This window comes from Metabacillus sp. GQ13, assembly GCF_059758525.1.
The window spans coordinates 252,718-272,074 of sequence record NZ_JCAXET010000006.1; the positions used below are offsets into that span (position 1 = coordinate 252,718).

Here is a 19,357-nt window from a genome sequence, read left to right on the forward strand (position 1 = left end):
ATTGTGCCTGTTAATAAGATTACTTCAACAATAACTCTCAATAATCCTCCATTTTCAATCTTTTACTTATTCCCATTTATTCTTACACTTCCATTGTAGTAGGTCTAAAAATTCCTACAGCAAAGATTGTCCATAGGTTTTAACCCTATAATTAAGGGTAATACAGAATTAGCGCGTGCTACTTACTAATGACATCTTAGATGGACACTTGACGCAGGGATTTTAATGTGGCGCGGCCAAGGAGCCGCAACGATATAAGAGAGGCAGGGCTTATATCATTAAAGCGTCAATGATTGAACATTTATAGGGAATCATCTTCTAATCACAATCAAAAAATAATCGTTGTATTCGTACATAAAACAAATCAGAAGTAGAAAATAAAATCACAATAGGCCTACACAGAATGAATCATTCTGTGTAGGCCTATTTATTATTTATTTAGATGGATAACTCTTGAGATAATGTATAAACGCCTTCTGGAAGAGGATCTTTTTGTTTCAATACTTCTGCAATATCATGGTCAACAACTTCCTGTTTTTGCATTCCGATTGCTCGTCCAGCTTTACCATCAATTAAAAGTTCAACTGCACGTGCTCCTAATCTTGATGCTAGTACACGGTCAAATCCAGATGGTGAACCGCCACGTTGTATATGGCCCAACACTGAAATCCGAGTCTCTAATTGGTAATGTTCTTTTAACTGTTGTGAAAGTTCTGTCGCTGAACAAACACCTTCTGCAAGAACGATAATGGAATGTCTTTTCCCACGTCCCATTCCTTTTTGAAGCTTTTCAATAACCTCTTCTATTTTGTATGGTTTTTCGGGAATAAGGATTGTTTCGGCTCCAACCGACAAACCTGAGAAAAGAGCAATATCACCAGCATGTCTCCCCATCACTTCAATAATGAATGTTCGATCATGTGATGTTGCTGTATCTCTAATTTTATCGATACTGTCAATTACCGTATTTAAAGCTGTATCAAACCCTATTGTATAGTCAGTTCCGGAAATATCGTTATCAATCGTACCGGGTAATCCCACACAAGGAAATCCCTTTTCCGTCAACTTTTCTGCACCACGATAGGAACCATCACCGCCAATGACAACTAACCCTTCAATCCCCAAATCTCTGAGTTGCTTAATAGCTTTGTGCTGTGACTCATCTTTTTTGAATTCCTCTGACCTTGCAGAATAAAGAATCGTTCCACCTCGATGGATGATGTCTCCCACAGAACCTAATTCCAATTTCTTTATATTTCCTTCCATTAGACCTGCATATCCTTGATAAACACCATATACTTCTAGACCTGAGTGAATCCCTTTTCTAACAACTGCTCGAATTGCAGCATTCATTCCAGGTGAATCTCCACCACTTGTTAAAACCGCAATTTTTTTCATATAATTGCCTCCTTTGATATGGCAGTTCATTGTTTAGTGCATTACATCCAACCAGTTAAAATTGTATGTATGAACGTTACTATGCCTCACCTAAAAGTAAATCGTCTAACAGATGGATTTAGGAAATTGGGCAAATAACCGTCCGTACCTCTTAATTGACTCTACCATATAACAATATGGATATCTATGGATGTTACTAAAAACCTGTTTTCACTTAAAAATCACATTTATTAAACCCAAACCAATGTTAATCAATATCATTCAAATTAAAGGAGGAATAATTCCTAATCAAAAGGCGAAACCAATAGTCGGTTCCACCCTTGTATTTCTTATCCTTATTTTCATGTACTTTATTATCTTTTTACAGCACGGTATCCTGCTTCAATCGCGTCTGCTTTAGTACAAAACATTTCTTCTGGCTTGGTCACTTTATATGATGAGGATGTTTCTGTATGAAAAATTTTTTCTCCATTAGAATTTATATTTCCTTTAATGGTACACCCTTCAGCTATGTGAACTTTGTCATCAGCCTCGACTTCAAGAACTTCTGTGTCCATACCCTCGAAGCCAACATCTGTCGCATAATTTTCTATACTCCATATACCTAATTCCTGTTGCTGTGCTTGCTTTTGTATTGTTTGAAAATCATCGACATACCTAGTATTAGGTTCGAATATATAAGCAACTCTAGCTAATCCTCTCTCTAAGAGAATTTCATTGACCATTTGATCATCGACATATAGATAAGCTAGCAACCGTCCATACTTGTCACGCTCTCCCACGTCCATTTCTAGTTGAACGTTTTTACCTGTTAATAACTTTTTTGTAAAAGTACTAGCTTCTGGTCCAAATGGTTGGACAGGTTTAGTGGGATGAACTGTTTCAGGTGTATCAACTAACAGAAGTCTCACTGTTTCTTCTTTGCCACTTATATTTACTATTATCGTATCGCCGTCTACTACTCTTATAACATCCGCAGAAATAAGATTCCTAACTCCTTGATCTAATGAACAACCAATAGTTAATAGTAGTAAAACAAAAGATAAAATCCATTTTTTCACCGTTTTTCACCTTACTCCATTGAACAAGGGATCTTGTCTATTTTATTACAGTAAATTCCTTAGGAAACTTTGTTAAAGTCTCGTATCCATCCTTTGTAATTAAAACATCATCTTCTATCCGAACGCCACCGATTTCTGGGTGATAAATACCTGGTTCAATGGTATACACCATCCCTACTTTTAGAATTTCATTATTTGTATGGCTCATAGATGGATATTCGTGGACGTTTATCCCTAACCCATGACCTAGACGATGAGGAAAATATTCACCATACCCTGCATCACTTATGAGTTCTCTTGCTATTTTATCGAGGTCTCCAATTCTATTTCCAGCTTGGCTTGCATCTAACGCTACTAATTGAGCTTTTAACACAGTTTCATAAATTCGTTTTTGTGTTTCAGTGTATGTTTTATAAACGAAGGAACGGGTAATATCAGAGCAATAGCCATTTAAAACTACACCTAGATCAAATAAAACGAAATCACCTTGTTTTAATTTTCTTGAACCTGGATTTCCATGAGGTTGCCCAGACTTCTCACCGAATAACACCATTGTTGAAAACGACATTTCACGAATTCCCTTTTTCTTTAATTCATATTCGATTTTAGCGAGGACCTCCATCTCAGTTACACCAGTCTTTAGAGATTCGATCCCTATCTTTACACCGTAATCTGCTAATTCCGCTGCTTGTTTCAAAGTTGAGATTTCTGTTTCATCTTTAATAACCCGATGCTCGTTCAAAGTATCTTCTACAGAAATAAGTTCATTAAACTTGATAACTTGTTGTAGACTTTCAAACCTGTTAATGGATGTAGCTTCCTTTTCAATTGCTAATTTTTCGACAGTGTTAACTTTTCTTTTTTCTAAAGCAGATTTTATTAAATCCCAAGGCTGTTCATGATCACCATAACTAACAATTTCCTCGTTCCAACCAGCATCTATCGCTTGGTTTGCTTCCATTTGCGGACATACAAAAAATGGCTCATAGTCTTTAAATAAAAATAATCCCATTAATCTTTCATGTGGATCTGTATAAAAATTAGTTAAATAAAAAATATTTTCTTTTGATTGAATAAAACATATATCGATTTCTTGATCTTGTAACCAATTTGTTAATTTCCCAAGACGTTTTGACACATTACCACTACCTTTCAAGCTATTTTACAATAATAATATCACATTTTTACTTATTTCGAATCTACAGCTAGAATTAAAAGCTTTTAACCTTCAACAACATTAATAAAAATTAGTGCATGATTAATGGTTGAGATGTCACAAAAAATCCTCAATAAGGGTCATTTGTAACATGCTTTTAATATTTAATGGGTATTCGACATTATCTTTTTCTTGTATACTATCTACTATATACATAATAATTAAGGCTAACAAAAGAACCAAGATGTTAATAAGCTTAAGTTTGGGGCACCTACGAATATTCATATAAACTTTTCATATTACATTGGTACCTATACTTATTTGCCGTTTCTAGGCTCTTTTGAACAACCTCTAGCCATCTTACTTTCTCTACTAAGGAGTTGTTGTTCATGCTAAATTGGGTAAAAAGTCACTTAGTCCCGATTCTATGCATCATTGGAATTATAGCCCCATTTGTCGGGATGGCTTTAGTTAATATTTTTTATTATAGTACTGTTTTTGGCTGGACCTTGGGTTTCTGTTGCTTTGTCATATCCTACATAATAGTTAGTAAAAGACCTGATATCGAAGAATCAACTTCTCAAGCTACAGCTACTGAATCATAACTTTGTTTAGATACGAATAAATGAAGAACAATAAAAGGGACTATTTGAATAGTCCCTTTAACCTTTGGTAAATAGTATTGTTTAATTTCCTCTCAGCAATCGTAGCCCATTCAAAATAACTAAAATTGTACTTCCTTCATGTCCTATTACACCTAGAGGTAAGTCGAGTATTTGGAAGAAGTTTGAGCAAATAAGTAAAGCAATAACTGTCATAGAAAAAACAATATTTTGTTTGACAATCCGATTCATTTTTTTAGACAATTTCACCGCATTGGTCAGCTTCGACAGTTCATTTTTCATTAAAATAATATCTGCCGTTTCTAAGGCGACATCCGTTCCTTCACCCATTGCTATACCAACATCTGATGTAGCTAGAGCTGGTGCATCATTAATTCCATCACCTATCATCGTTACCGTACCATACTTTTCTTTTAATGCTTTTACTTCTGAAACTTTATCACCAGGCAAACATTCTCCTATAAAGTGGTCAACGTTTAATTCCTTTGCAATTGCCTCTGCTGTTGACTGACTGTCACCGGTTAACATAACCGTTTTTATGCCATTTTCATGTAACGTTTGAATCGCTTCTCGAGCTTCTTTTCTAACTACATCTTTTAATGCTAAAAGACCGACTATTACTTCCTCTTGAACGACATAGACAATTGTTTTCCCTTCTTGAGCAAGTCTCTCACTCACACCATTTTGAAACCTTAATGCTTCCTGTCGGCCAACAAAATCTGCCTTCCCTATTTTCCAGTGGATATTATTTAGAATAGCACTAACACCGAAGCCTGAAATTTCATCTACAGAAGACATTTCAGCCTTCTGATTTGGAAATTCCGTTTGGATTTTAGACACTATTGCTTTTGCCAACGGATGATTTGATTGATTTTCAATCGATAGAACCGCTTCATAAAATAGCTTAGTATCCATTTTATCAGCAATTACGACATCTGTGACAGTTGGTTCACCCTTTGTTAAGGTTCCTGTTTTATCAAATACTACAACCTTTGTTTTACTTAATTGTTCTAAATGAACGCCACCCTTAAACAAAAGTCCATTTCTTGCACCGTTAGAGATTGCTGATAAAGTAGCTGGCATTATCGACGCAACCAAAGCACATGGTGATGCAACAACCATTAATACTAATGCTCGATATATCGTTTCATTCCAGCTCCAACCAAGTAGAAAGTGAGGTAGGATCATCATTAGTGCAACGATAGCTAGTACTGCTTTTACATATGTTCCTTCAAATCTCTCGATAAACTGTTGTGAAGGTGACTTTTCAGATTGTGCAGATTGGACAAGTTCTACAATTTTTTGAAACATTGTATCGGTGCTCTTTTTTGTCACGGAAATAGTGATTGAGCCGTTTCCATTAACTGTTCCCGCAAAAACCTCATCATCTTTTTCCCTTTCAACAGGCATTGACTCACCAGTTATCGCTGATTGATCAATATTTGTCATCCCAGTCAATATTACACCGTCGGTTGGAATTCTCTCACCCGGTTTGACTAGGATCACATCATTGATAAGTAAAGCCGAAACATGGACTTTTCTCTCAGTACCCTCCTTTAGTAAAAGAGCTTCTTCAGGCTGTAGACTCATTAACGCAGAAATTTCACGCTGACTCTTATTCATTGTAAACGTCTCAAGTGCACCACTTAGAGCAAATATAAAGATTAGAATGGCACCTTCAGTCCAATACCCAATAATAGCAGAACCAACAGCAGCAAAAACCATTAACAATTCTACATTTAATTTTTTTTCATGGATGGTATCTTCAATGCCTTCCTTTGCTTTGGCATACCCACCTAATATAAAGGCTACTATAAATAACGAAATTGCTGCTGATTCCTTACCACCATTCTCTAAAAACCAACCAACTCCAATAAGTATCCCAGCAATAATTGCATTTATAAGTTCGATATGCTCACTCCACTTACTAAAAAAAAGACGTTTATCTGACTGAATTGAAGTATCCATTTGACCTGCAGTGTTTATTTCCAAGTTCCTCACTCCTCTAATTGAGAATAACATTCATCTTCAATACACAATTACTTGTGATATTTATTTAAAAATCTCCTAAAACCCTTGATTTAATAGTATACTGTTGATTATAACAAACTTATATATTATTTCAAGTGATAATTATTATAATTACTTATTAATAATAATTATCATTTAACATTAAAACTATTCTTTATTCTCATTTAAAATTGTTATTGTTTAAAACGTATTCCCTAATTATTAATTGTTTAAGCTCGCTTTAGAATTTACTGAGGAACTATATACATACAAAAACAAACCGCAACCATGAAGTAACATACTACTTCGGTTCCGGCTTTTTCATTGATCATGTTGTTCTCTAATTATATTTATTCCATTTCTGAGATATAACTTTTTAGAATATCAGCAGTTATTGGACCTAAGATTTTTTTCCTGACGATACCCGCCTGGTCAATTATATATGTAGTTGGTATCCCTATTAATTGATAAGTCTTTGCAACTTCCCCATTACTATCAAGTCCAATTTGAAAAGGAATATTTGAATCTTTAGCAAAATTTATTACAGCTTGTTCACTCTTCTCTGATGTTGTTACATTTATGGCAATCAATTTAATTTTTGCTGAATCTGCCTCAGACGAGAACTTAACCATTTCTTCCATCTCCTCTTGGCAATACGCACACCAAGTTGTCCAAAAGTTCAGCACGATAACCTTTCCTTGATAATCAGCCAAATGGATGTTTGAACCGCCAACATCCTTTACTGTAAAATCAATCACCTTTTGTCCTTCAACAACATGTTTCGTTCCACTCGCTCCCACTGAACTGATGATTGATAGATTGATGGCTACAAACAATAATAACAATAGAGCTACTTTTCTCAACAGAATACTCCTCCAGTTATCTTTTTGAATATCTGTTTTATTTTTCACGATGCTCGATCATTTGATACAAGAAATCATGTAGAGATGAAACATCATAATGTTATCTTCCCTCATACCCTCTACATTTTGCGGATTTCTTCAATCGATGACACTCCACGATATCTCTTTTTCTAATTTCGTAGATTCAAAATGTTACCTTTCTCGCCATAAAATAGACGCTCACCCCCAGTTTTCTACAAATCGTCACATAATGCATAAGCATAAGGAGAACAGCGCCCATATTCATTCCAATGATAATTCCCTTCATATGTAGAGATTCTAGCGAGCCTAGGAAATACATCATTCCGAATGAGATAACATGTGACCAAATTGTATGAAACATAGCTTCTTTTACAAGCCCTAATCCAATTAAATAGGCTTGCATTGGAATGATAAAAAAGTGAAATAAGAAGTAAGGCCATAAAAGTTTTAGATAAAACGCCGCTGATACTGAATCGAAAAATAAATGTGTTAAAGGTTCAGCAAATAAGTACATAGCGACAACAGCGATCGTACCATACATAATGGTTATCATCATTGCCTGCTTAAGAAGTCGCACAAGCTTGGATTGGTTATATTCAGCATAAGCTTCAGAAACATTTGGAATTAACATAACCATTAGAGAATGTCCAATAAATGCCGGGAAAAACCCAATTGACATCGCTACACCTGCTAGCATTCCATAATGCTCGGTAGCCATGACACTTGAAAATCCCGCACTGATTAATGCACCTTTTACTAAAAACGGTTGGACTGCATGTGTAAATGAATGAAATAACCTTAAACCTGTTGTTGGAAATGAAACAGCAAATAAAGCCCTTCTTACTTTTTCCCCTTTAATATGCTGCTTTGGTTCTTTGCGGAGCATTTGATAATGAATAAAGTAAATTGCTACCAAATATGTACAAACCAACAATTCACTTACAACTAGGGTTGTAAGGGCTATTAATAAAGCTATTTCTAAATTAAATTGAAAAGATTGATATACCCAGTACAATACTAGTAGTTGAACCACTTTTTTCAAAAAATTAGATATAGCTATTTTCCCCATATGTTGGACTCCCATAAAATAACCTCTCGCAATCGAAGAGAATGAGACAATTGGTATAAGAAGGATCACTAACCACTTGACAAATGGATGATAGCCGCTAAATATCGGTATATAGGGTAATACAACTGCAGCTACTGATAAAAATGCAATCGTAAATAATACAGTTAAAAAAAGTGTATGCTTGAGCATATGATAATGCGTTTCACGTTGTTTTTCAGCAATGAATTTTGAAATAGATATTGGGAGTTCTAAACTTGCAATGATAACAACAAAGAAGATAACCGGCAGAATGGTCATATATAAACCCATTCCTTCCTCTCCCAGTTGTCTTGCTAAAATCATATTTACAAAAAATTCAAGACATTCCCCAAAAAATGCTGCAATCACAAGTAGCAATGTTCCTTTAACAAAAGAATTCATGATGTCGTCTCCTCATTTTAAACTAGTCCATATTAAAAAACATATGAGACAAGACATAAAATTAGTAGTGAAACAATCAAGAATCCTCATGCTATTTTATAAAGTATTTTATCCAAATTTGCCAGCTAACCATTTAGTATGAAAGGAATTATCCGTTTTTCTTTCTTCTCTTTATGCTTTAGTGTTTCAAGCTGTTTAATCAATGACACCTGTCTCAGATATGACAACATCCGCTTTGACATCCACCTCTAATTCCGGAATTTTTTCTCGCCATTTATCAATATCAAACCCCCTAGATTTTGATCTAATGTCATCACCTATACCAAGTGGATCAATTTTCAACTCTTTAAACTGCTCAATAAGGGCTTCTGATTCTTTCTCTATTTTTTTACTAAAGGCAACTTCTACCTCATTTATCACCTCTTGTGTAATCCTCTTACCGGTATATTCATTAATAAACCCTTCAATGTGTATATCAATTTTTACTTTTAAAGGATTTTCAGAAATTAATGTCAATTTACTTGAAGAATAAATACTATTTATACCGACCTTTTTTTGAGAACCTGGTAGTTCTAACGTATAAATACCTTGAGTGTATTGGTCTGCTAAAACCTTAAAGAAAGGCAACTTTTCATTTGGAATCTCTCCAACAAGCTTATGTTTATCAAACAATGCAAGCCCATCTATTTCAATTTTTTTATCACTTTCTTTAAGTATTGGCAAATAAGGGTCATGACCTTTTGAATAAAATTGAAAAAGAAAGACATGTAAATTTGTCATAGGTAAATCACGGTTTAATTTATTATGTATAATTAAACTTGATATGAATCTCGAAGCTCCTTCAGTTCCAAAGTCGGATTTTAATAGATCGTGTGCTTCTCCTCTTGTCACAACTAAAAGGAGTCGATCACTAATTGCGGCATCACGTTGAAGTGTATCAACTATTTCGTTTATTCCTTCAGTTGCAAGTTCTTTACCAAATAACACGACCTGAAGTTTTCCTACTACAATTGGATCAGGTGTTTTCCTTTGTAAATTTGAAATGATCTCTCTACTTAATTCAGATGTTTCATCTACTAAGAAATCCTTAACGGGCTGATCCTTCAAATAAGTATTTATAACTGCAGTTCCTCTTAGCTTATTTTCTCCTGTTTTATCAAAAGCCGTTACGGTCACAAGATTTACTTCATCTATAATCTCTTCCTCCACACAACCAGTTAACAGGAACGGGAGCATAATAATAAATAAGAACCATTTTTTCATGCCTTTTTCTCCTTTATCTTACGAATGATCATAGTAAGGAAGAACATACTTGGAACATATATAAACATAATAAAGAATCCGGCCTGGGCAACAATATCGTTCAATATATTGATTTCCTTGCGTGTTTGAGAAACGTTAACACTTATATAGGTAACGATCAAAACCAAAATAAGGATGTATTTTTGCTTTTGTGCAAAAACATCTTTTAAGCCTCTACTAGCTGACCAAATTGTTAAACAAACATTGGGTAAAATAATTAAACTCCAATTGGCGATCCCTATATATTCAAAGCGTTCTACAAAAGGTAACTCAATTATTTTCCATATTGTTAATGTTGACCAGACATTCTTCGCAAGTTGTTCCTCACTGAAATAAATGATGGAAATAATACAGATGAACGTATACACAAACGTACTAAATGCAACTGCTAAATGTGCCCACTTCTTTGATTTTTCAACATTTTTTATAAAAGGGTAATAAAGAAGCAATGCTTCGAAACCAATAACAGTAAGAGACATTTCCTTAGTAGATACCGCAATGTCCGAAATCGAGTGATTGAAAATCGGAAATAGATTTTTCACTTCTGCAAATTGCAGTGGAAAGAAGAAAGTGAATAGTAAATATATAGGCAACAGAACCCCAAAAAAACTTATACCCGTAACGACTCTAAACCCTCCACTAATGATGTAATAAACTAATAAAAAAAAGATAAAAGAGAAGACCCATACATTAAGATCGGGAAACATCCACACCTCAACGATCTCAATATATGACCTTAAAACGGTTATTGCCAACACTACAAAATAAAGCGTTAATAAACAACTAAGAAATCCGCCAAACCATTTTCCAAATAAATCATGATGAACCGTAACAATATTGCCATTCGATCCCTTCAAAATACGAAAAATCATCCAAAGTGATACGTGGACAACTACCCCTGATAAAATGACTGCTATCCACGCATCCCTCCCTGCCGTTTCAGAAATTATCCGTTGAAAACCTAACACACCAATTCCATATTGAAGGGAGTGAACTAAATAAAATATTAAAAAATGTGATACTTGAAACCTCTCAGCAATTTTAATCACGATCCTAATACCTCACTTTTACTCATCAATGTCTTTATTCTTTTTGGCCTTTTCTGCTGAGAACCTTTTTGAATCGCTTTTCCTAAATGATTGAGGTCGTTTTGACATCATTGAAAAGGGTAACCTTATAAATGCATCCTTCATATCCGATGATCTAGGTGGGTATATCGGCTCCAAGAAGGGTCTACCTAAAGAGGTCAACCTTAATAAATGTGTCATTAAAAAACAAAAACACAAGACAATTCCTAACAAACCAAACCATTGAGCAAAGAGTAAAAATGGAAATCTAAGCATCCGTATTGTGTTGCCCATTGCATAAATCGGTGTTGTAAATGATGCTAAAGCAGATAAAGCTACAATAATCAGTAAGATGTTACTAGTTAAACCAGCTTCAACCGAAGCCGTCCCAATAACAATTCCACCTACAATCCCGATAGTCTGACCGACCTTCGTTGGTAACCTCGCTCCAGCTTCTCTTAATAATTCGATCGTTAATTCCAAAAATATCGCTTCTAGGAATGGAGGTAACGGAACTGCCCTTCTTGATGAAATTAGCGTATCTAATAAATCCCTCGGTATCAACTCATAATGATAGGTTAATGTTGCGACATAAATAGGCGTAATTAAAATTGAGAATGCAACTGCAAATAACCGGATTAACCTAAAAAATGAGGAAGCGATCCAATTGTAGAAGTAGTCATCAAACGCTGAAAAAAATTCTATTAATGTCGTTGGTCCAACTAACACATGAGGTGATCCATCAACAATGATCCCTACCTTTCCTTCGGCTAAAATAGCTGATACCCGATCCGGACGCTCAGTATCTAATAGTTGTGGAAAGGGTGAATTATTGTTATCTGAAATCATTTGTGTTATATAAGAACTATCACTGATTAGATCAAACTGGATATCTTTAATTCTTTGGATGACTGTTTGAACATTTTCCGTATCACAGATATCCTCTACATACAGGACGGCAAGCTTGGTATTAGATAAATCTCCTATCTTCATTTCAAAAATTCTTAGTTTATCATTTAGAACCCGTTTTCGTATTAAATTTATATTGGTCTCAATTGATTCAACAAACGCCTCTTTGGGACCTACTACACTAAATTCCACCTCTGGAATTGATACACTTCTAGCCTTCTCATTTGGAGCCTTGATCAGAAGTCCTGGTAGTCCATACTCGGATAAGCTAATAAATATGTACCCTCCAAGTAGCTTTTCCTTAATTACATCAGTATCAATTGTTAAAAGGATATTCTCAATAGGTATCCCTTTCTTTAATTCTTCTAAGTTACTCCAATCTTCACTTTTTAAAACTGGCATAACACTTTCTTGAATTATTTTAGAATCCACTAATGTTCGAATATAAGAAATCCAATATTTTACCTTATTCGTCTCTTCTGTATACTGTATAAAATCCGATGAGGTTCTAAAACGAGCAAATACTTTTGCTAGAGTCGGCTTATCTTTTCCACTCTCATATTTCATACCATTCATTTAGCACACCACATGTTTCATATTCACTCCATTGGAAAAGAATTAATTCTACAAAAATCAAAATAATGACTTTATACTTTTCTTCCTTTTAGCTTTCCAATTGTTTATGGAATTATGCACCATTTATAGTTCCATATGTTTATGATCACTCTAGAGAAACAAAACTTTGAAAAGAGCGTATTATAGCAAACAAAAAAAGCCTAACAACATAACAAGAAAAGATACCCTTTTAGTATGCTTCTTGTATATGTGTTACGCTTTTTGAACTGTTATTTATTTCGCAAAACGATGATTACCAATTGATACTGTCACTTGACGTGAAGTAATCCAAGTACTTTTTGCCGTTTTAGGGTTATAGAAATATAATGACCCATTTCCCATCCCACGAAATGCCAACGCCTCTTTTACTGCTTCTATTGAACTAGAATTAGCAGGTTGGTTAATCGTTCCATTTTGCACTGGTGTAAAGGCATAATAACCTTGATCTATTTGATAGATTACATTTTTAATTGAATTTGGAAATAATGAACTATCAACGCGATTTAATACGACTGTAGCAACAGCAACTTTACCTGCAAAAGGTTCACCTTTAGCCTCAGCTTGTACCAATCTAGCTAAAAGGTCTATTTCTGTTTGAGAAATTGTTTGCGGAATAACTAGTTTCTCTCCAACAAATAGTATGTGAGAGGACTTTTTATTAGCAGACATTAAAGATTTAACAGATACTCCATGTTTCTTACCAATTAACCAAAACGTATCCCCTGTATGAACTTGATGTGTTGTTGCAGCACTAGCTTTTGATTGATTAGTTGACATCGCTATCAGCGATAAAGCTAATGTTGAAACAGCAACAAGTTTTATTATCGTCTTCTTCATAGATCGGTAACCTCCAATAAATTCATTTTACAAACAAACTTTTGTTCCTACTCTCTATGCCACATAAACAAGACTAACAGGTTTAACTAGATAACTCACTACTCAATATTTGGTATACATGGCAATCGTATATTTTTTTATGAAATGGTTTTAAAAACCTACTTAATGCTTACATCTATGCTCAATAAACCGCTTTATCGACCATTTGATTATACATAAAGCAAGTTTATCTGACCATAATCACCCTCGATCTCTCTCATATTGAAAGTTTATCTAGTATTAATAGACTGCTATTCTCGTATTACCGCGGAATACCAAAGAATGCATTCTTATTAAGGATTCTTATATGAATCAAAATGAGAATTTTGAGCTACTTCTCAAACAATATGAACCAATGATCTATCATATTATCAATAAATTAACGATTTATAGAAATAAACAGGAATTTTACCAAATTGGTTGTATTGCTCTATGGGAGGCATCCATACGGTTTGATGAAAAAAAAGGAGCGTTTAAGTCTTATGCCTACTCTTATATTAGTGGTAGAATGAAATCGGAGCTAACTAGTGAGGGGAAAAATCAAATAAACACATGCCAATTAGATCTTGCTAACTTAGAGACAATGACCGAGGACGATTTTACATTTCTACTTACAAGCTCAATCATTGATCGTCTCTCACTACACTTGACTAATAACCAAAGAAAATGGCTCAGAGGTTATTGCTTATTTGGAAAAACCCCAACTGACATTGCAAAGGATGAAGATGTTTCCATATCTGCTGTAAAGTCATGGCGTAGAGATACAATTGTAAAGTTACAAAGGTTTTCTTTCGTTGACATTATGGGATAAAAAAAAATGACCATGAATGGTATACTCTTTTAATTGATTTAGCGATCCACAGTAGAAAAATTTTATCAATACATTTCTTGAACTACAAAAAGGCCAAGAGGTTAGATTCCCTAACTTCTTGGCTCCTGTAAATAACGATAAATGATACTTCCTCCTTGTTGAGCAATTCCACGAAAATATTTAAAATCTTCTCGCTTAATAAGACTATTTCGGAAGTCCAGGAACTCTTCTTTACTAACATGATATTCTTGTAACTCGCCGTTTTTCAACTTATCCAATACTTCTATTATCCTTTTTTCATCCATTTTTATTTACGCCTCCTAAAGGTCCCATTCATTATCGTTTACTAAAATTAGCCATTAGAATAGTGCTTTACTAATTTGTAGAGAATCACGCTATCCCAATCCTACTCATCTAACCAACTTTCAAATCGCGTATATATTTTCTGCGCATCATCAATACCTAATGAATATAAATCTTCTAACTTCTTTGCATTTCGTTCAATTCTACCTACCTTAATCGGAGAACTAGGTCTAATGACAAAGATCTCACCACTTCTCTCTTTTTCTTCTATATACGCTAAGGTTTCATTATACATCTCATGTCTATTGATGACAGCATCGATTAATTTTGGATATGGCTTGTAAGATCGATTAAGCAGCCAGCGAATAGAAGACTTCTTCTTTCGATATGAGCCATCTCTAGTTAAAATTACTACATTCTTTTTATATCCGTCATCTACCGCTTTTTTTATCGGGATTGAGTCGGTAATTCCACCATCTAATAAATGCTTTCCTTTATATTCAATGATAGGCGCTATAAACGGCAAGGAGCTAGATGCTCTGAGTATAGTTAATAAATCCTTACCAGAAGTATCTTTGTTAAAATATATTGGTTGGCCAGTCTCACAGTCTGTTGTTACCACAACAAACTCTTCTAATCCACTTTCATATCTAGCAAAATCAAAAGGTACAATCTTATTTGGCAATTCATCAAAAATAAAATCCATTCCAAACAATTGACGATGTTTTAGGAAATTCTGAAAAGACAAATAATTAGGATCAGTGACATAATCAATATTCACTTTCCGATTTCTCCCTTTTTGCCTAGAAAGGTAGGATGCACCAAAACATGCACCTGCGGAAACACCAATTACATACGGGAAATATAAGTTTTTCTCCATAAAATACTCTAATATTCCAGCAGTATATATACCTCTCATACCGCCACCTTCTAATACCAATCCTGCTTCAACCATTTATTATACTCTCCCTTGAAAGTAACAGTTATTTAAATATATCATAAAAAACTATTTTCTACTTTACTAACACACAGAGCTTCCATATTTTTGTCTATCTATTTAGCCTGTTCTACCCTTTGTTCACTAGCACATTAAAGGAAGTACAGCAACTTCTCTTTAAAAAATCCTTAAATAATAAACCTTAACTATTATTCTATGATTTTGCAAAGATTATTAAAAAGTAACATTAACTTTTACGTCTTTCATAAATAGTAAAACGTTCATCTTACTCCATGACCAAAGATGATTTATGAATCGTTTTCGTTGTTCGTAAATTTTTTATTAAATTGAATTGAAAGGGCTTTACTTACAGACTGAAATAGTGTTAAATTATGCTAATAGAGAATTTTTTAACTAATTAATGCCTATGGCCTATAGGTCAGCAAATACTTAAAACGATCAGTTTAAAGGCAATATGTAACACCTGATTGGCTTAAGAATATGTAAAGGAGCGAGGCAATGAAGATCGCTAAGGTTGGAAGTATAATAGAATTTAAAGAAGGCTTAACAGGAGTTGTTGAAAAGGTTAATGAAAATTCTGTCATTGTTGACTTAACCTATATGGAAAACTTCAGAGACTTAGAACTTGATAGGCGAACAGTTGTTAATCATAAAAATTATAAAATAGTAAAGGATTCATTTTCCTAATATAAAGAAAAAGACGAAGAAGTAGTACTTCTTCGTCTTTTCTTCTAGGCTATTTTCTAAAAGTTCCGTTCACTGTATTGTAGAAAAATTGGCTATGGGATTTTATAATAGAAACTGAAACTATTTTCATAGAAGATATCAAAGTCTTTAAGCAACAAAAGCGCCAATGCAAGCTATATACATATAAGTTCTGATAAAAAAACGACAGGTACACTACCTGCCGTTTACTGACTTATTATTATCTGTGCAATTTTACTATTATTAGATATAGATGTGAATTACCTAAAACTAAAACCTACTTAGCTAAAATTAGATCTCCTTCATCGATTATCAATCGTCTCTGGATACAAATCATGATTCATTAAGCGATAGTTTGCCATTTCTTCATATTTTGTCCCTGGCTTACCATAGTTAGTATACGGATCAATTGAAATCCCACCACGAGGCGTAAATTTCCCCCATACTTCAATGTAACGTGGATCCATTAACTCAATGAGGTCATTCATGATGATGTTCATACAGTCTTCATGAAAGTCCCCGTGGTTTCTAAAACTAAATAAATATAGTTTTAGTGACTTGCTTTCTACCATTTTATGATCTGGAATGTAGCTGATGTAAATGGTAGCAAAATCTGGTTGTCCGGTTTTTGGCATCTGCATTTAAGCAGGTGGACTATATCATATTCTTACCCACATGCGTTAGTGAATAAGAACCCTCGCGCTTCCATCCTTTCAGATGTACTCTACTCTCTTCCTCAAGTGTTACGGTAATACGCTTCACACATTGAGTGATTTCGATAGTCTCTGCACCTTCCTCAAATGAGAGGCTTGGCTCAGGATTAGAGAAAAACTTCTCCTTCCCTGAATTCACGAGGTTTAAGCAACAGTGTCACCACTGAAGTGTGCCCTATTGACACAAACTAGTAAATTCCGGACAGTTAAACTTAACAAAATAATCTCGATTAGGATGCTTGTTATCAAATGACTCTAAAATAGTCGGTGAGTATTCAAACAGATAATTTGTGCCTTGGTTCCCTAATAATGTTACATCTTTTAATTCTTCATCTTTTCTACCTGACATATTCATTCCTCATTTCTATTAATAGGTCCCTTTGTCGTATTGCCTAAAGAGTTTAACAGTCTAACAGAGGTAAAACCAAAACTAAACACCTCGTTTATTACCCCAAATTAACGTGTGAAGTTGTGGCAATACCCGTACATTATTTAATTCTTTATCTGCTATTGTTTGATCTATTAGCCACTCATACTTACTAAGAAGAGTTTGAACAAGTTTATCTGTTTCTGCTTCATGAACATCTTGATTTCCTACCTGAAGATAAAATGGGATTTCTGGATAGCGCAGATGAATCCTCTTCGCATAGTTTAAATCTTCTTGATCAAAAATAACTACCTTGAGACTAATTAATTGTTGTGTTTTTGCATCAATTAACCTATTAAAGATCTCATCTAGTTTAGCGAAGTCAGTTTTCATTCCTGAACTCGGTGGTTTTGGAGAAATTGTTAAGTCGTCGACATTTTTCAACCAATCCTGATATTTACTACCCTGTGTCTCGATTGCAACTTTAATTCCTCGCTCATTTAGCAATGACACAAAATCTTTTAAATTTGCTAATAACGCTGGATTACCACCTGAGATTGTAACATGCGAAAAGCGATCTTCACCTAACTCAGATAATTCTGTCCAAATTTCTTCAGCAGTCATCTGTCTGATATCACCTTTAGCAGATCCATCCCATGTAAAAGCTGAATCGCACCAGCTGCATGAATAATCACAACCAGCCGTTCGTACAAACATCGTTTTTTGACCTATGACCATTCCTTCTCCTTGAATGGTCGGCCCGAATATTTCCAAAACTGGTATTGTTTTCACTTCTTCACTCCTTAAACTTAGGACGGAACACGACATAGCTTGTTGGTGTTTCCCTAACGAACACCTGAACACATTTTGGTTTATTTTCTTTCGTATCTAGCTCCTTTTGAATAACATCATAAATTGTTCGTGCTACACCTTCTGTTGTCGGAAAATAATTAGCATCATCTTCAACGAAAAGATCTGTGTGATCATTTAGTAATGTATGATCAAAACGATTATGAATTAGTTTTTTAATACTAGAAAAGTTAACCAAAAACCCTAGATTATCAAGATCATTACCGGCAATCGTTATATTGATGAAATAAGTATGACCATGAACATTATGACATTTGCCTGCATCCTCATTGGGAATAAAATGTGCGGCTGCAATATGCATATCTTTATTTAATTCAAATTGATAATTATGTGCCACCTGTGGGTACAGTTGTTGAATCATCGACTATTCACACCTTTTTCAAGAAGGTATTCATCTAAACCTCTTTTTCTTAATTCACATGCAGGACACTCACCACAGCCCTCAGCAATAATCCCATTATAGCAAGTTAAGGTTTTCTCTCGGACAAATTCAAGGACCGCAAGCTCATCGGCTAGCTTCCACGTTTCTGCTTTATTAATCCACATTAATGGCGTATGAATAACAAATGGCTGATCTAAAGCTAAGTTTAGTGTAACATTACATGATTTCACAAATGCATCACGACAATCTGGATAACCACTAAAATCAGTCTCACAAACACCTGTTACAATATGTCTTGCTCCAATTTGATTTGCTAATATCGTTGCGAAAGAGAGAAACAGGAGATTTCTTCCTGGTACAAATGTTGAAGGCAGTTCCCCATCCTTGTGCTCAATCTCAATATCATTTCTTGTTAATGCGTTTGGAGCCAATTGATTCAATAATGACATATCTAATACATGATGATGTATTCCTAGTTCTGCAGCTATTCCCTTCGCAACTTCTATTTCCAAACTATGACGTTGGTTATAATTAAATGTTACTGCCACAACTTCTTTAAATTCCTGCATTGCCCAAAATAGACATGTTGTACTATCCTGTCCGCCGCTAAATACCACAACTGCTTTTTCATTTTTCAACAAAAAAATCCCTCCACTTAAACCAAACAATCAAACTCAACAATTCCAGTTCATAAAAAAAACGATAAAAAGACACCTACGAAATTCGAGGTGTCTAGCATGTGAACCATCTATAATAAAACTAAAACAAAATTATTGTAGTTTTTTATAGAGGGTTGTGCTAAAACCTCTCCCAATTCTTTTGAAAATTGGATTTGTTATGTTCTTTATATACTTACTT

Annotated in this window: 18 protein-coding genes and 2 pseudogenes; 3 read left to right on the plus strand and 17 right to left on the minus strand. The window is 34.5% G+C overall.

Annotation, left to right across the window (positions count from 1 at the left end; genetic code table 11):
- Positions 1–438: 438 nt before the first annotated feature.
- From pfkA to AC6CHR_RS09785, 3 genes are all read right to left on the minus strand, one after another.
- On the minus strand, positions 439–1,398 hold the full coding sequence (gene pfkA / locus AC6CHR_RS09775; protein ID WP_498248458.1) for a 6-phosphofructokinase: 960 nt from the start codon (positions 1,396–1,398) through the stop codon (positions 439–441).
- Between the two features lie 353 nt (positions 1,399–1,751).
- The gene (locus AC6CHR_RS09780) at positions 1,752–2,459 is read right to left on the minus strand and encodes a thermonuclease family protein (protein WP_498248459.1); all 708 of its coding nucleotides are present in this window, start codon (positions 2,457–2,459) and stop codon (positions 1,752–1,754) included.
- Between the two features lie 37 nt (positions 2,460–2,496).
- Complete coding sequence (locus tag AC6CHR_RS09785) at positions 2,497–3,597, minus strand: M24 family metallopeptidase (protein WP_498248460.1); 1,101 nt, start codon at positions 3,595–3,597, stop codon at positions 2,497–2,499.
- Positions 3,598–4,004: 407 nt separating this feature from the next.
- On the opposite strand from AC6CHR_RS09785, the gene AC6CHR_RS09790 reads away from it, so the two are divergent.
- Positions 4,005–4,220 (plus strand): hypothetical protein, encoded by a 216-nt coding sequence (locus AC6CHR_RS09790; protein ID WP_498248461.1) that lies wholly within the window; start codon positions 4,005–4,007, stop codon positions 4,218–4,220.
- Positions 4,221–4,301: 81 nt separating this feature from the next.
- On the opposite strand, the gene AC6CHR_RS09795 is transcribed toward AC6CHR_RS09790, so the two are convergent.
- The 7 genes from AC6CHR_RS09795 to AC6CHR_RS09825 all read right to left on the minus strand — a co-directional run bounded on the left by AC6CHR_RS09795 (position 4,302) and on the right by AC6CHR_RS09825 (position 13,351).
- The gene (locus AC6CHR_RS09795) at positions 4,302–6,206 is read right to left on the minus strand and encodes a heavy metal translocating P-type ATPase (protein ID WP_498248539.1); all 1,905 of its coding nucleotides are present in this window, start codon (positions 6,204–6,206) and stop codon (positions 4,302–4,304) included.
- Positions 6,207–6,598: 392 nt separating this feature from the next.
- A complete protein-coding gene (locus AC6CHR_RS09800) occupies positions 6,599–7,111 on the minus strand; it encodes a TlpA disulfide reductase family protein (protein ID WP_498248462.1) in 513 nt (170 codons plus the stop codon).
- A gap of 184 nt (positions 7,112–7,295) precedes the next feature.
- Positions 7,296–8,621, minus strand: coding sequence for a polysaccharide biosynthesis protein (locus AC6CHR_RS09805; RefSeq protein ID WP_498248463.1), 1,326 nt, complete (start codon positions 8,619–8,621; stop codon positions 7,296–7,298).
- A gap of 195 nt (positions 8,622–8,816) precedes the next feature.
- The gene (locus AC6CHR_RS09810; RefSeq protein ID WP_498248464.1) at positions 8,817–9,884 is read right to left on the minus strand and encodes a Ger(x)C family spore germination protein; all 1,068 of its coding nucleotides are present in this window, start codon (positions 9,882–9,884) and stop codon (positions 8,817–8,819) included.
- Positions 9,881–10,972 (minus strand): GerAB/ArcD/ProY family transporter, encoded by a 1,092-nt coding sequence (locus tag AC6CHR_RS09815; RefSeq protein ID WP_498248466.1) that lies wholly within the window; start codon positions 10,970–10,972, stop codon positions 9,881–9,883. Before AC6CHR_RS09815 ends, AC6CHR_RS09810 begins: the two co-directional genes overlap by 4 nt.
- A gap of 18 nt (positions 10,973–10,990) precedes the next feature.
- Complete coding sequence (locus AC6CHR_RS09820) at positions 10,991–12,466, minus strand: spore germination protein (protein ID WP_498248540.1); 1,476 nt, start codon at positions 12,464–12,466, stop codon at positions 10,991–10,993.
- Positions 12,467–12,748: 282 nt separating this feature from the next.
- Positions 12,749–13,351, minus strand: a complete 603-nt coding sequence (locus tag AC6CHR_RS09825; protein WP_498248468.1) for a cell wall hydrolase — start codon at positions 13,349–13,351, stop codon at positions 12,749–12,751.
- A gap of 346 nt (positions 13,352–13,697) precedes the next feature.
- Here AC6CHR_RS09825 and AC6CHR_RS09830 point away from each other — a divergent pair, with 346 nt between their 5' ends.
- Entirely contained in the window at positions 13,698–14,201 is a 504-nt protein-coding gene (locus AC6CHR_RS09830; RefSeq protein ID WP_498248469.1) for a sigma-70 family RNA polymerase sigma factor, read from the plus strand.
- A 110-nt stretch (positions 14,202–14,311) separates the two neighbouring features.
- On the opposite strand, the gene ykzS is transcribed toward AC6CHR_RS09830, so the two are convergent.
- Entirely contained in the window at positions 14,312–14,506 is a 195-nt protein-coding gene (gene ykzS / locus AC6CHR_RS09835) for a protein YkzS (protein ID WP_498248471.1), read from the minus strand.
- A gap of 101 nt (positions 14,507–14,607) precedes the next feature.
- Positions 14,608–15,459 (minus strand): patatin-like phospholipase family protein, encoded by an 852-nt coding sequence (locus tag AC6CHR_RS09840; protein ID WP_498248472.1) that lies wholly within the window; start codon positions 15,457–15,459, stop codon positions 14,608–14,610.
- A 501-nt stretch (positions 15,460–15,960) separates the two neighbouring features.
- Here AC6CHR_RS09840 and AC6CHR_RS09845 point away from each other — a divergent pair.
- Complete coding sequence (locus tag AC6CHR_RS09845) at positions 15,961–16,149, plus strand: YkvS family protein (RefSeq protein ID WP_498248473.1); 189 nt, start codon at positions 15,961–15,963, stop codon at positions 16,147–16,149.
- A 320-nt stretch (positions 16,150–16,469) separates the two neighbouring features.
- On the opposite strand, the pseudogene queF reads toward AC6CHR_RS09845, so the two are convergent.
- From queF to queC, 5 genes and pseudogenes are all read right to left on the minus strand, one after another.
- Positions 16,470–16,799, minus strand: a pseudogene (queF, locus tag AC6CHR_RS09850) (preQ(1) synthase); the annotation flags it as partial.
- Positions 16,800–17,061: 262 nt separating this feature from the next.
- A pseudogene (locus tag AC6CHR_RS09855) lies at positions 17,062–17,235 on the minus strand (preQ(1) synthase); the annotation flags it as partial.
- Positions 17,236–17,310: 75 nt separating this feature from the next.
- Positions 17,311–18,075 carry a 7-carboxy-7-deazaguanine synthase QueE gene (queE, locus tag AC6CHR_RS09860; RefSeq protein ID WP_498248474.1) on the minus strand — a complete coding sequence of 255 codons (765 nt, stop codon included), beginning with the start codon at positions 18,073–18,075 and terminating at the stop codon, positions 17,311–17,313.
- Positions 18,044–18,478 carry a 6-carboxytetrahydropterin synthase QueD gene (gene queD / locus AC6CHR_RS09865; protein WP_498248476.1) on the minus strand — a complete coding sequence of 145 codons (435 nt, stop codon included), beginning with the start codon at positions 18,476–18,478 and terminating at the stop codon, positions 18,044–18,046. The genes queE and queD overlap by 32 nt, the downstream gene beginning before the upstream one ends.
- Positions 18,475–19,137 (minus strand): 7-cyano-7-deazaguanine synthase QueC, encoded by a 663-nt coding sequence (queC, locus tag AC6CHR_RS09870; protein WP_498248478.1) that lies wholly within the window; start codon positions 19,135–19,137, stop codon positions 18,475–18,477. Before queC ends, queD begins: the two co-directional genes overlap by 4 nt.
- Positions 19,138–19,357: the final 220 nt, after the last annotated feature.

Excerpts from the sequence above, each read along its gene's own strand:
- pfkA (WP_498248458.1), bottom strand. The coding sequence starts at position 1,398 with ATGAAAAAAATTGCGGTTTTAACAAGTGGTGGAGATTCACCTGGAATG.
- AC6CHR_RS09790 (WP_498248461.1), top strand. The coding sequence starts at position 4,005 with ATGCTAAATTGGGTAAAAAGTCACTTAGTCCCGATTCTATGCATCATT.
- AC6CHR_RS09795 (WP_498248539.1), bottom strand. The coding sequence starts at position 6,206 with ATGGATACTTCAATTCAGTCAGATAAACGTCTTTTTTTTAGTAAGTGG.
- AC6CHR_RS09805 (WP_498248463.1), bottom strand. The coding sequence starts at position 8,621 with ATGAATTCTTTTGTTAAAGGAACATTGCTACTTGTGATTGCAGCATTT.
- AC6CHR_RS09810 (WP_498248464.1), bottom strand. The coding sequence starts at position 9,884 with ATGAAAAAATGGTTCTTATTTATTATTATGCTCCCGTTCCTGTTAACT.
- AC6CHR_RS09820 (WP_498248540.1), bottom strand. The coding sequence starts at position 12,466 with ATGAAATATGAGAGTGGAAAAGATAAGCCGACTCTAGCAAAAGTATTT.
- AC6CHR_RS09825 (WP_498248468.1), bottom strand. The coding sequence starts at position 13,351 with ATGAAGAAGACGATAATAAAACTTGTTGCTGTTTCAACATTAGCTTTA.
- AC6CHR_RS09830 (WP_498248469.1), top strand. The coding sequence starts at position 13,698 with ATGAATCAAAATGAGAATTTTGAGCTACTTCTCAAACAATATGAACCA.
- ykzS (WP_498248471.1), bottom strand. The coding sequence starts at position 14,506 with ATGGATGAAAAAAGGATAATAGAAGTATTGGATAAGTTGAAAAACGGC.
- AC6CHR_RS09840 (WP_498248472.1), bottom strand. The coding sequence starts at position 15,459 with ATGGTTGAAGCAGGATTGGTATTAGAAGGTGGCGGTATGAGAGGTATA.
- AC6CHR_RS09845 (WP_498248473.1), top strand. The coding sequence starts at position 15,961 with ATGAAGATCGCTAAGGTTGGAAGTATAATAGAATTTAAAGAAGGCTTA.
- queE (WP_498248474.1), bottom strand. The coding sequence starts at position 18,075 with ATGTCGTGTTCCGTCCTAAGTTTAAGGAGTGAAGAAGTGAAAACAATA.
- queD (WP_498248476.1), bottom strand. The coding sequence starts at position 18,478 with ATGATTCAACAACTGTACCCACAGGTGGCACATAATTATCAATTTGAA.